Source organism: Pseudomonas guariconensis (genome assembly GCF_024127895.1).
Classification (GTDB): domain Bacteria; phylum Pseudomonadota; class Gammaproteobacteria; order Pseudomonadales; family Pseudomonadaceae; genus Aquipseudomonas; species Aquipseudomonas guariconensis_B.
Genome location: NZ_JAMYBK010000045.1, coordinates 1 through 12,815, shown reverse-complemented (window position 1 = coordinate 12,815; position 12,815 = coordinate 1). Strand labels below are relative to the sequence as shown.

10 protein-coding genes are annotated in these 12,815 nt (G+C 59.4%); 4 read left to right on the top strand and 6 right to left on the bottom strand.

Translation table 11 applies throughout. The annotated features are described in order from the left end of the window. Positions 1 to 63 precede the first annotated feature (63 nt). From NJF35_RS24205 to NJF35_RS24180, 6 genes are all read right to left on the bottom strand, one after another. A complete protein-coding gene (locus NJF35_RS24205) occupies positions 64 to 1,407 on the bottom strand; it encodes an MFS transporter (RefSeq protein WP_253091590.1) in 1,344 nt (447 codons plus the stop codon). 135 nt (positions 1,408 to 1,542) lie between these two features. After that, on the bottom strand, positions 1,543 to 2,139 hold the full coding sequence (locus tag NJF35_RS24200) for a TetR/AcrR family transcriptional regulator (protein WP_253091589.1): 597 nt from the start codon (positions 2,137 to 2,139) through the stop codon (positions 1,543 to 1,545). A 238-nt stretch (positions 2,140 to 2,377) separates the two neighbouring features. Then, a complete protein-coding gene (locus NJF35_RS24195) occupies positions 2,378 to 3,856 on the bottom strand; it encodes a carbohydrate porin (protein ID WP_253091588.1) in 1,479 nt (492 codons plus the stop codon). 101 nt (positions 3,857 to 3,957) lie between these two features. Then, on the bottom strand, positions 3,958 to 4,317 hold the full coding sequence (locus tag NJF35_RS24190; RefSeq protein WP_253091587.1) for a RidA family protein: 360 nt from the start codon (positions 4,315 to 4,317) through the stop codon (positions 3,958 to 3,960). A 107-nt stretch (positions 4,318 to 4,424) separates the two neighbouring features. Beyond that, positions 4,425 to 5,423: a dipeptidase gene (locus tag NJF35_RS24185; protein ID WP_253091586.1), complete on the bottom strand. Its 999-nt coding sequence runs from the start codon at positions 5,421 to 5,423 to the stop codon at positions 4,425 to 4,427. A gap of 2 nt (positions 5,424 to 5,425) precedes the next feature. Continuing rightward, complete coding sequence (locus NJF35_RS24180; protein ID WP_253091585.1) at positions 5,426 to 7,078, bottom strand: serine hydrolase domain-containing protein; 1,653 nt, start codon at positions 7,076 to 7,078, stop codon at positions 5,426 to 5,428. Between the two features lie 188 nt (positions 7,079 to 7,266). On the opposite strand from NJF35_RS24180, the gene NJF35_RS24175 reads away from it, so the two are divergent. From NJF35_RS24175 to NJF35_RS24160, 4 genes are all read left to right on the top strand, one after another. Further along, complete coding sequence (locus NJF35_RS24175) at positions 7,267 to 8,004, top strand: helix-turn-helix domain-containing protein (RefSeq protein WP_253091584.1); 738 nt, start codon at positions 7,267 to 7,269, stop codon at positions 8,002 to 8,004. Positions 8,005 to 8,089: 85 nt separating this feature from the next. Next, a complete protein-coding gene (locus NJF35_RS24170) occupies positions 8,090 to 9,229 on the top strand; it encodes an NAD(P)/FAD-dependent oxidoreductase (RefSeq protein ID WP_253091583.1) in 1,140 nt (379 codons plus the stop codon). A gap of 53 nt (positions 9,230 to 9,282) precedes the next feature. Then, positions 9,283 to 10,623 carry a serine hydrolase domain-containing protein gene (locus NJF35_RS24165; protein WP_253091582.1) on the top strand — a complete coding sequence of 447 codons (1,341 nt, stop codon included), beginning with the start codon at positions 9,283 to 9,285 and terminating at the stop codon, positions 10,621 to 10,623. A 42-nt stretch (positions 10,624 to 10,665) separates the two neighbouring features. Then, a complete protein-coding gene (locus tag NJF35_RS24160; RefSeq protein ID WP_253091581.1) occupies positions 10,666 to 12,699 on the top strand; it encodes a S9 family peptidase in 2,034 nt (677 codons plus the stop codon). Positions 12,700 to 12,815: the final 116 nt, after the last annotated feature.

Here is a 12,815-nt window from a genome sequence, read left to right as displayed (position 1 = left end):
AGAACCATGCGCACGGCACGTTCACGGACTTCAGGGGAGTAGGTCGTAGTCTTTTTCATGGCCTCATCTTCTCAAGAGTTGAGGCCTCCACGAAACCCGGGGCGGTTCATTATTTCCTTTTGGGCTCGCTTTTGCCGTTATCGCCAAACAGGCTGCTGCCAGTACGGCCATGGGCGCACCAACGCCCGCCATGGCATAGCCCAGCATGTGCTCGCCTCCCAGAAGCCCACTCAGCGCAGCGACGGAGGGTGCTGACAGGCTACTGCCGATCGCGCCTGAAATAATGTAAAGGCCGAACGCTCGCCCTCGGAGTTCATTGGGGATAAGAAAATTGATGGCAATCACGGGTACAACGATAGCGACCGATACCGCCAATTGGAACACGGTCAGTGCCCCGGCGAAGAGCGAGACTCCAGGCGCCATTCCCATGGCAGAGGCGGGTGCGCACACGAGCGCACCTATGGCTGCCGGAATCATGATTGCGCTATAGCCGCCATTGCGCTGCGCCCAACTCACCAGTTTCCCGGATGCCGCCACGCCCACGCCCCCTGAGCCGAGAATGACTGCGGCATACCATCCCGCAAAATCTCCCGGTTGCTGGTGGTACAAGCGCATCAGAGCGGGCGCGGCCCAAGTTGCGATGCTTGTGGACATGCCAGTCAGCAATCCGACACCAGCAAGCAGCGGAACCAGAAAGCCACGGTACATCCACAGTTCCCGCCAGGTGCCGCCGCCTTGTTCACGCACTTCCATCCGCTTTGGCTCGCGCATCATCAAGATCAACCCCAAGACCGGTAATGCTGTGATCGCGGCGAGTGCGAACACCGCACGCCAGGGCGTCAGCCCTGCCAAGGCATGGGGGTCGGCCGCGTAGAGATTGCTGAGTGCAGCAAAGCCCAATCCGCCGACCAGCACAGCAGCGGCACCTCCGAGAATGCTTCCTAGTGGGTAGGTCGTTGTCGCCGCAGCACGACGGTCAGGGGCAAAGTAATCTCCGAAAAGCGAAAGGGCGGCCGGAAGCGAGGCAGCTGTAGCGCACCCCATCAACGCCTTGGCCAGTGCCAATGTCCAAAAACCCGTTGCAAATGTCGCAAGCCCGAGCGACGCACACCACAGCAACATGGCCAGGATCAACAGCCGGACCCGGCTCGTCCGGTCGACCAGCAAGCCCATCGGCACGCTCAATACACCGTAGGCCAAGGCATAGCTGGAGGTGTTCGCGATACCTGCCTGCACGTCGGTGAGGCCCAGGTCCAGCTTGATGGGTTCCAGCAACAGCGCGACGATTCCGGCATCCATCGCCAGAAGCAGTGCGACTAGTCCAAGCACATATTGCGCATAGCGCGCGCGTCTGAGGCTGGGGTATTCGTTGTTGGGAATAGAGGGAGGAAGCGGAAGGTCAGACATGGGGCTTCTCGTGCAGGTTAAGGAACGCGGCCTACGGAGCGCAGGATCAAATGTAGCGCTGCCATGAACAACGCGTCATCGGTTGTCAGTTAGTTGAACCAAGTGCTGGGTCAGTTAGAAATTCTGACTCCAACGCTAATCAAGTTTGCTGATGTCTATTGCCGCAATGATTCCGTGAGCAAAGCGTTTCAGAAGGGGGCTTTGTTGCTGTTCGCTCATATCTAGATTCAGCCACTGCGTCTGGCTGAAAAGCATGCCTATTACGGTGTCTGCCGCCATGGATAGAGCCAGTGGCTGTAAGTGGGTTGTCTTGACCAGGTCCTTGATGATGCCCGAAAGGATTTGGGTATATTCATTCTTCAAACCGTTGAACTCGTTTGATTGGTCGTCGGTCAAACTGATCTGCTCACGCGCCAACAGATGGATACGGTTGGGGGCATGGTGTTTGAAGGCCAGGAAACTATCGATGAAACTATCGAGCCGGTTGTGGGCCTGCGCTTGGCGCCGCAAATTCAGGCGCGTGTGATAGAGCAGGTCGCTGATGGCATCTTCCATGAGCTCATAGAGCAACGATTGTTTGCTGTCGATATGGTGGTAGATGGAACCGGCTTTTATTCCGATGTACGTTGCCAGGTCTCGGAGACTGATGGCCTGGAAGCCATGGCGCGCAAAGGCTTCACAGGCACGCTCAAGCATATGATCGCGCGTGTTCTGAACATTGGTAACTGTCATGTCCCACACCTCTGATGTCATGGTTCAGTGGCCGTCTTGGGGAACACCAGTCCAGCGAGGCTTGGGTTTCGCGCAGGTCACGACCAGAGCCCGGAACAACCGGTTTGCTAAGCCGGCTATCCGGTATTTCAGGCGAACCTCAGCCTTGCACTGACAACAGTCGTTGCCAGGGCGGCCTGAAGTATTTACAAGGGGCGCGAAGCCCAATCGGTCTGCGGTCAGGTGTTAGTCGCTGGGTTCAGAACACGAGAACCAAAGTCACGTTGGCATTGAGCGAACTGTCAAGCTTCGGCGCGAACGTCGGGTTATCTGTATGGATTAGTGCGGACTGGACATACACACCTTGGCTCACGCGATAGGCGTAGGACAGCGAAATGCTGCTGGATGCCTTCGCGTAATCGATATCGGCATCCGCCGCGCTGCGTCGTGCCCAACTGCTGTATTGGTTCTTGGAAACACCCAAGGCAAAGAGGTCGTAAGGGCGAGAGTCAAACGGGCCCAAGCTGTAGATCGAGCCTCCGAAAGCACCGGGCAAATAGTTGACGTTTTCCCGGCCCTGGTTGACATAGGCGTTCATGTACCAGCCCTTATAGGGCAGCGATGAGTCCGGCTGCGTCAACTGGATATCGCCGACGACATAAGCGCCATAGTTGTTGTTGGTCTTGCTCGGGTCATCCAGTCGGGTGTAATCCGAGTCGTTGTAGGCTACGCCACCGCGCAACCATACCTTTCTCTGGTTAGGCCCAGACTCAACGCGATAGCCAACTTCATTCAAGGCGATGGTCTTTGCGCCTTTAGTTTTGAACTTCAAACCATACCTGTTTTCATCCGCATCGGCGAACAAGCCGTCGGGGCTGATGCTGCGCGCCAGGCCGCCGTGGTAGTAGAAACGTTTATCTTCGCTGTACAAGCGCACGTCGACTGCAGGTGATGGCTTGAAGCCCAGGGCACCGACCTGTGCCAACAGCCCACTGCTTGGTCCCAGTGTCGAGGCGGCGATATTGTTGCCCAGCAGGGTGCCGTAGAACTGATTTGCCAGAGCGTAATAGCCTGCCTGAATGATTAGACGATCGTCATACAAGGGAACCCGTGCCGACAGCTGGCTGATGAACGCTTCGCGAAGCCCGTCACCGCGAAAGCTGTTGTAGTTGAACGATCCGCCTAAGGTGAATAAGGAGCCCGCCGGAAGGCCATGCCGCTCTAGGTCGTGGGTGACGATAAGGGAGCCCGTCGCGGTATACGAAGGCTTCTGCCCGCTGTAATACTGCTTCCCGCCATCGTGACCTTTCAGGTCGTAGGTCAGGCCGTGGGTGAGGAGGAGTTGGGCGTTCCAGCCCGCATCGAACATGGCTTTGCGAGCACCACCCAGTTCGGGGCTGATTGACTCGCAGTTGGATGGAAAGGGGGCTTCCGAGCCTTTGTAGTTATAGCGATCGTATTTTAGACATGAGGGGGTGTCAGGGGGCGGCGCGTTGTCGCTCGCTTCTGCTTTTGCTGCGTCCGCGGAAGGTTCGATAAGTTTTGTGTTGTCGGTCGGCTGGGCTTCAGCAGCCTGTGCGTTCGGCCCGACTAGCAAAACAGAGATCAGTAAGTAAATGATGATGCACAAGCCGAAATGCTGCCAACTTTTACGCGTGGTTATGAACGCGCGCGAGTTAGACTTCTGCTTACCAGTGTTGGCGGATACGAAGGATGAATGCGCGATGACGTGTTCCATCTGATTTCCGTTATTTTTGTTGTTTGATAGTGGCACTCAGGGCTAGGTAGCCTCAATGTGGTGACTGCAAGGTCGCAAGGTCGCAAGGTCGCCGACGGGTATCAGATTTCGTTCACTGCGGCGGTGACGACGATTTCTACCTTAATTTCCGGTATCGCCAGTCTTGCCTCCACCGTAGCGCGAGGTGGTGCATACCCGGCAGGCACCCAAGCGTCCCACGCAGCGTTCATTGCCTCGAAGTCGGCGATGTCGGCCAGGAAGATCTCGACCCGAAGGATTTGCGTCTTGTCCGTGCCTGCACGTGACAGCAGGGTATCGACGGCCTGCAGAACCTGAGTGGTCTGGCCTTGTACGTCCGCACTCATGTCCGAGGGGATCTGCCCGGCGAGGTAGGCGACACCGTTGTGAATAGCGATCTGGGAGATGCGGGGGCCGACGTCGAAGCGTTGAATTTGGGTCATGACATGCCTCTGGTTGATGTAAAAGGAGCTGGACCGCTGGATATTCGGGCAGGGTTATCCCTGTCCAGGCGGGCCGACGGTGTAGTTAGGGGTTGCTCTTATGTTGGCTAGTTGCGCCAAACCTGTTCGGCCAGCCGCAACCAGTTGCCGCCGAACACGGCCGCAAGCTCAGCGTCGTTCATGCCTTGCGCGCTGAGCTGCGCGGCCAGTGCTGGAAGTTCGGCGGGCGACATCATGTCCATGCCGACGCTATAGCCCAGGTGAGGGGGAAACTTATCTGGATTCGCGGCAAGGTAGGCATCGATCTCCTGGCGATCGTGAATGAAATCCAGGCCGATGCCGACATGTTCGACGCCGACCAGATCAGCCACGTACATCACATGCCGCGCTACATTGGTCGGCGAGGCGTCATTGTCGCCAAGGAACAAGCCGATGCCGTTGATGCCGATGACACCGCCGCGCTCAGCACAGGCGATGATCAAGTCGTCTGGGATGTTGCGCGGGTGTGCGAACAGCGCCTGCGGGTTGGAGTGCGAGAAGATCAGTGGCGACGGCGATGCATCGATCGCCTCGCGGGCGGTGCGATAACCAGTATGCGAGCAGCAGCCGATCATGCCGACGCGGGCCATTTCCTCCAGCATCGCACGGCCAAAATCGGTCAAGCCGAGGTCATTGTCCTGACAGCCGCCACCGGCGCGGTTGTTCTGGTTGTAGGCCAGCAGCATCCAGCGTACGCCCAGGTCGCGATACAGCTCGATCAGATTGAGTTGGTCGCCGATGGCGTTGGCCCCTTCGATGTCGAACCCCACGGCAAGTTGACCGGCGGCGCGGGCCGCGTGAATGTCGGCCACCGAGCGGATTAGCCGGTATTGCGCGGGGCGCGCGGCCAGCCATGCACGCAGGCTGGCGAGCATGCGCAGGTGTGCCTCGATCGAGTCGTCGCCGAAGCCGACATTGACCATCACCACGTCGGTGCCGTTGCGGTGGTGCCACTGGAATTGATCCAGGAAACTGTCGTCGTGAGGGCGCAGGGGCATGCAGACATGGTTGTCCCACACTAGCATTGAAGACATCGGCAAAGGCTTTTCTTGTTCTTGGGCTTTCATCTTCAGTCTTTCCGTTCAAATTGCAGGTGCCGTGTGCGCATCGTGTTAAGGTTGAAGCCTGTCACGCGCCCGTCTTGGCGTTCGATGTTAAGGACTCCGTACAAGGACAATGCCGGGACTTGAGATTTCAGGCCGAACACCTCAGAGCTGAAGGCCTCGAGCGGCATCACCGAAACGGCATGAGCGCCGTGGACGTATAGGTTCAAGACATCGCCATCGAAGCGGATCTGGGCATCCGCGCCGAGATCTGGGGCGTGGTAGTCACCGACCAAGGCAGCGCCCACCTGGGCCACCGAGGGGGCTTTAGCCGGAAGACGTTCGAACACCTCGGCATGGCCACCTTCGCTGAACTCCAACGAGGCAGGAGCTTGCTGGAGGTCGGCCAGTTGCGCGACGGGAAGACTCAGCGGGCCGACGGCCAGTTCCTGGAAACCGATGCGTAGCGTGTCGCCGTCATCGGTCAGAGGCATGGTTGGGCTGTTCAGGAAAGACATCCCCAGCTTGCCGGCGACATCGCCGAAGCTGATCACCTGACCCGTGACACGCGAGTGATAGCGGGCCCCCAGCAGTGATTGGAAGCGCTCGGCCGCAGCCTTTTCAGCGGGCGCTCCGAGTAGATCGCCGATCACGCTGTCCACGACGTGGTAGGCGAGCGCGATTGGGTTGACCAACGCACCGTTGGTCATGATCACCACATCGAGTCCGTGGCTCGGCACCGTGAGCATCTGCGAGGAGCCGCCGATCACGCCGCCGGCATGCTGGATAACCTCGACGCCGCGGTAGTCGTGGCGCATCAGGCCGAGGGCGTAGGGCAAGACTGTGCCGTTGTTCAGTTTGGCGAGCGTTGTCATTTGCGCCCAGGTTGCCGCGTTGCCGACGGTTTTCGGGCCGCGCAAATGAGCGAGCCAGCGCAGCATGTCGTCAAGCGTGGAGATCATCCCACCTTCACCGAGCACTTCTTCGCTCGGGAAAATACCGCGCGTCCAGCGGCCGTCTGGCTGTGCCAGATGCAGCGTCGCCACGCCCCGGTGAATCTGTAGGTCGCTCGGTACTGAGGCGGTGTCCCGCATGCCCAGGGGGGCGAAGATGCGCTCGTCGAGGAACTGCTCGAAGGGCATGCCGCTGCACCGTGCGATCGCATGCGACAGCAGGTGATAGCCGCCGTTGCAGTAGAGGCCTAATTCACCCGGCGCGAAATTCGCCGCGTTCTGGCGTAGTTGCGCCGCCATCCCAGTTCCCCGTGGCTGTATCGCCATACCGTTGGCGATGAAGCCTAGATCGAGATGGCAGCGGTAGCCCCCGGTATGTGACATCAATTGACGGAGGCTGGGTTCAACTTCGAGCTTCGGCAGTTCGGGAATGTAGCGGCGGATGCTGGCGTCGGGATCGAGCTTGCCTTCCTCTGCCAGCAGCAGTACCGCCAGAGCGGTGACATGTTTGCTGGTAGAGCCGATGCGCATGCGTGTCCAAGGGGTGTTGGCAACCCCCAGTTCGACGCTGGCCAAGCCGAAGCCTTGCCTATAGAGGGTCTTGCCATGCTGGGCGACGCCCACGACCAAGCCCGGTGCGTTGCTGCGATTGACGCCTTGGAATAGGTCGTCCAGTGCTGCGGCGCCAGTCTGGAGGTTGGCGGTCTGAGAGGAGATGTCAGTCATTCGGACTCCTTTTGGAGAACACGTCTGTCGGTGCTGTTGGAAAGGCCCTGTGAGCGACCGCTGATGCCTAGCAGGTGGCAGCAGCGTATCAGCTAATTTTCCGAATTGGAAAATAATTTTCCGAATGAGAATTCTCCTGGATATATTTTATTTGGGGGGAATGAGATGCGCCTGCTACAGTTCGCGCCATGAAGACAATCGATTCCACTCCAGACACCCGCAGTAGCAACCCAGGCGCAGCTATCCGCGCGCTGCGTCGCAATGCGAACATGACGCTTGCCCAATTGAGCGCCAAGACCGGTATGGCCGCCTCGACGCTGTCGAAGCTCGAGGCTGGCCACATTTCACTTTCTTTCGACAAGCTTATGGCCATCAGTCGTGGCTTGGGGGTTGACATGACCGAACTGCTCGGCAGTTCGGGTCAGGCGCTGTTGCCAGCAGTCGCACCAGCGCCTAGCAGCCTCGGCCGGCGTGTGGTGCAGCGAGCAGGCGACGGTCAGCAGGTAGAAACCCGCAGTTACAGTCAGAGATTTCTTGCTACGGAGTTGCTGCACAAGAAGATGGCGCCGATGGTCGTCGAGGTGCATGCCCGTACGATGGAGGAATTTTTCGCAGAGTTTGGTGATTTCATTCGTCACCCTGGTGAGGAGTTCGTTTACATCATCGAGGGTGAGGTTGAGTTTCATACCGACCTCTATGCGCCGGTGCGACTGGGCGCGGGCGATACGCTGTATTTCGACAGCGAGATGGGCCACGCTTACCTCAAGGCAAGCGATGCGCCATGTCGCATCGTCGCGGCGGCCGCGCCTCGTAACAGCATCGAGCCGGTGATCCAGACCTTCGTCTCGCTTTCCGAGAAGCAGGCTGGCACCGCGAAGGGGCGAGTAAGCGGCAGCAAGGTTAGGCGTAGCTCACGAACCGCTTAATAAATTTTCTAAAATAGAAAATTAATTTCCTTTTTTGCGTTTTTATTTCGTATAGTCGAGCCATCTCAAGCAGCGGGTGGCAACGATGAGTCAAGTGAGGGAAGTTGATTTCGTGGTAATCGGCGCCGGCATCGCCGGCGCATCGGCGGCGGCCCAGCTCGCTGCGCAGGGCTCGGTACTGGTGGTCGAGGCCGAGGAGCATGCAGGCTATCACTCCACCGGCCGCTCGGCGGCGCTGATCTCTGAGATCTATGGTAACGAGGTCGTGCGTCGCCTTACTCGCGCCAGCCGTGGCTTCCTGTTCGAACCTCCCGCTGACTTTGCGCCCACCCCCTTGGTGACACCGCGTAATACGATGTTCTTCGGCACCCCTGAGCAATTGGATCTGCTGCTGCAGCTACGCGAAGATCCCGAGGTGGCCGCGCGAACCCAGGTGTTGTCGTCCGAGCAGGCGTTGGAGCGGGTGCCCGCGTTGCTTGCTGGCTATATAGGCGGGGCGGTCCTGGAAACTGGCTCGGCGGATATCGATGTCGATGCGTTGCATCAGGGTTTCCTGCGTCAGGCGCGTGCCCATGGCGCGCAGATCCTCACGGGCGTGCGGATCGAAGAATTGCGTCATATCGATGGCCGTTGGCACTTGGATACACCGCACGGGTGTTTTAGCACGCCCGTGGTCGTCAATGCCGCAGGTGCCTGGGGCGATGAGGTGGCGCGCAGCGCCGGCGTTGTGCCCCTGGGCTTGCAACCCAAGCGCCGTACTGCCGCGCTGATCGATGTGCCTGGCGGTTTGGATGCTACACACTGGCCTGCGGTCATTGCGATCGACGAGCAGTTCTATTTCAAGCCCGATGCTGGCCTGCTGTTGATTTCGCCCGCAGATGAGACGGATTCACCACCTTGCGATGCTCAGCCTGAAGAGCTGGACGTGGCCATCGCCGTGGACCGCTTCGAACACGCTACGGGAGCGCAGGTGCGGCGCATCGTCAACAGCTGGGCAGGGCTGCGAGTGTTCAGCCCGGACCGCACGCCAGTCGCTGGCTTCGATCCGGCCGTGGAAGGCTTTTTCTGGCTGGTCGGCCAAGGCGGCTATGGCATTCAAACCGCTGTCGCGCTAGGTCGTCTGACGGCCGCACTGTGTACCGGTAACCCATTGCCGCAAGATCTCATCGATATTGGGCTGGATGCGCAAATGCTCTCGCCGAAACGATTCAGCGTCGAGCGCTGAAGCTACACACTCTCTAAATACAAATCCGAGCAATAGACTCAAGGAGACACTGAATGACCATCGATTTTGAGAAAGCCATCGCAAGCCTCACGCAAAGCGGTGAGGTGACCGGCGCATCCTTTGCGTTCTGGGACGGTGAGCAAATGCACCAGGCTGTGGGCGGCCTGCGCAACAGCGTGACGGGTGACCCGGTGACGCTAGATACGCTGATGCACATCGGCTCGATCACCAAAGTGATCAATGCCACGCTGTTCATGCAACTGGTAGATGATGGGTTGATCGAGCTCGACGATCCAGTGATCAAACATTTGCCAGAGCTCCGTTTGGGCGAGGAGCAGGCGCTTCCCCGAATCACCTGCCGCATGCTCCTCAATCACACCAGCGGCATCGATTATGACTGTCCGGCCTACCGCGATTTTGACGAGCAGCGTATCGTCGAGGCCATTGAGGATTGCGCGACCAAGACCCAGTTGCACGCGCCGGGTGAAGCGACGGCTTATTCGAATATCGGCACGGTCATTGCGGGTCACATCACCCAGAAACTTCGTGGTGAAGGGTGGTACAGCCTGGTCAAGTCGCGGATCTTTGAGCCGCTGGGTCTTCAGCACTCGTTGGCCGATATCACCGAACTTCCGCGTTTTCGCGTCAGCGTCGGCGATCAGGTCGATTTGCAGGGCAAGCTGGTGCAGAGCACCCGGCCGTTCCTGCCGTTGAGCTTCGGCCCGGCCGGCGCTACGGTCATGATGACCGCCAGCGACCTGGTGACCTTCGCTCGTGCGTTGATCAACGGCGGGGTTGGCGTCAACGGGACGCGTATCCTCTCGCAAGCCAGCGCAGAACTGATGGCGCAGGAAACCACCGGCTTTCTGTCTCCCCACACGTGGCGCATAGGCCTGGGGTGGATGATCCTGTCGGGCAGTGTCTTGTTCCATGGCGGTGGCGGTCCGGGTGTCTCCTCATGGCTCTATGCGCACCCGGAGAGTGGCCAGGCGTTCGCGTTGCTGACCAACTGTTCGAAACAGGGGGTGTTCGACGCGACGCTCATTGATCCTATCCTGCGAAGCTGGGGCTCGACGTCCGAGCCGCTAACGCCGATTGACGGGGATTTCGACTCCGCGCCCTACGAGGGGGCCTTCGAGAGCCAACTGATTCGCTTCGACGTCTACCGTGAGGGTGGGCAACTGCTGGCCCGGATGGCGCCCAGACAGGACCTGTACGAGACCGACAACTCCAAGGGTACGATCTTCGCTCTTCAGCGGGCTGGCGAACACCTGTTCCTGATGAGCGTGAATGGCGTGGAGTTTCCTTTCCCTCTTGCCTTTGTTGACCCTGACGACAATGGGAAAATGCGTCGTTTGGGTTCGATGGTGAGAATCTTCAACCGGGTGGCCTGAGCCGGTCCCAGTCCACAGACAATCTTCTCATTCCGGGGCAAGATGATGCAGAAGGATTTTCGTGAGCATCGCTCGTTCATTGAAGCCGAGCAACTTACCCGCGCTTGGCTGCGTCCAGGCAGTGGCGAGGTATCCAGCCTAACCCAACTGATGGTCAGTCCCGATGGGGGCACTGCGGTTGCGGCTGCGGTGGTGTGTGAGGCGTTACAAGGGGTGCCATCGACCCGGATCGCGTTCGTCGATCTGGGCTCGGGCGCCATCGAAACCGTGACCAACGGCGCGGGATCCGACAGCAGCCCCAAATGGTCGCCGGACGGCGGTTCGATCGCGTACCTGTCGGACCGTGAGCAGGCTCATGCGAACCAGTTGCGTATCCTCGATGTGAATACCCGCATCGATGTCGCTGGTCCGCAGATCGATGGTCTGGTGGAGTCGGTGCAGTGGTCGGCCGACGGCCAGTCGCTGTTGCTCTGTGTTGCCGGATTTGGGTCGGATCTTGCCGGGGCGCAGGGCGCGATAGCGGTGGCCAGTAATCAGGACGCCGAAACCCAGGCCTCTTGGGCACCAAGCGTCGAGGGCGCGCCAGAGGCTTCGCCCTGGCGCAGTGTGTGGATTCAGGACGTCGCCACGGCAAGCGTGCGACGGCTCACCTTGCCCGGTGTCAATGTCTGGCAGGCAAGTTGGGCCGGGCCCGGTCACGTTGTCGCGATCTGCTCGGATCATCCCGAGGAAACCTGGTGGTATACAGCAGATGTCCGTCTCATCGCCGTCGAGGACGGCAGTGTGCGGACGCTGTTCAAGCCGGAGGACCAGCTCAACTGTGCTGTCGCCACGCCGTCGGGCGGTACGATTGCCGTGATCGAAGCCGTTTGCAGTGACCGCAACCTGGTCGCCGGTAATCTGCGATTGATCGATGTCGCCAGTGGCGCGGTCACCCAGGTAGCCACGCTCGATGCCGATGTCACCCAATTGATCTGGCGTGACGAGCACAGACTGCTGTTCGGCGCGGGACAAGGGCCGGACTTCGTTGCTGGTGTTTACGACCGGCAGACTGGTGAGGCCCGCGAGCTGTGGCGCGACAGCCAGCGCCAGCCCAATGGCTCGATTTTCTCGGAGCTCGCGCCGCTGGGCAGGCATCCCGAGAGTTTCCTTTGCCTCGTCGAGTCGTTCCTGGAGGCGCCCACGCTGGTCGCTTTTGAGGCTGGCACCGAGCGTTTGATCCGTAGCTTCGCGGTACCTGAACTCGACGCACGGATGCAAGCGCTTGGAGCCTCGGCGCGCGACTTCGTCTGGACGGCACCGGATGGGCTGGAAATGCATGGTTGGCTCATTACGCCCAAAGGAGATGGCCCGCACCCGTTAATTATGCAGGTACATGGCGGTCCGGTCTGGTATGTCCGTCCGCAGTACATCGGGCGGTCAGCGCTCCAACAGATGGCGCTGGCGGCTGGATATGCGCTGTTTCTGCCCAATCCACGTGGGTCAAGTGGCCGCGGCCAGGCGTTTGCCCGCTTGGTATTCGGCGACATGGGCGGTGCTGATACTTACGACTACCTGTCGGGGCTGGATGCGCTCCAGGCCCAAGGCGTAATAGATCCCGGGCGTATTGGCGTCATGGGTAATAGCTATGGTGGTTATATTACCTCCTGGCTCATTACTCAGGACCAGCGCTTCGCTGCGGCCGTGCCCACTTCACCGGTTACCAACTGGGTCAGCCAGCACCTGACGTGCAACGTGCCGACCTTCTGCGAGTTGGCGCTCCGCGATGCGCTGAGCGATCCGCAGGGGCAGTACTTCACGCGCAGTCCGATCCACTATGCCGAGAGAGTGAAGACCCCGACGCTGCATGTTTGTGGCGCACTCGATAAGATCACTCCGGCAGGGCAAGCGCTTGAGTTTCATCGCGCATTGCAAAGCGTTAGCGAAGTAGAAAGCGTGTTGCTGACCTATCCGCTTGAGGGGCATGGCGTGCGCAGCATGCCAGCGGTCTTCGATTTTACCGCGAGGGTTATGGTGTGGTTCGAAAGGCATATGTCTCTACGCCCAGTTCATGGAGGTGACCGGAGTAACCTGTAAACCTTTAGGGATTCTCCGAACAAGTTTCCCCAAGCCCGCGATAAGTAACGTGTCGACGCCGCAAGGCCGATTTTTCAGGCCTCAATCGCATCAAAACCAGGGCTTTTCCCTGGTTC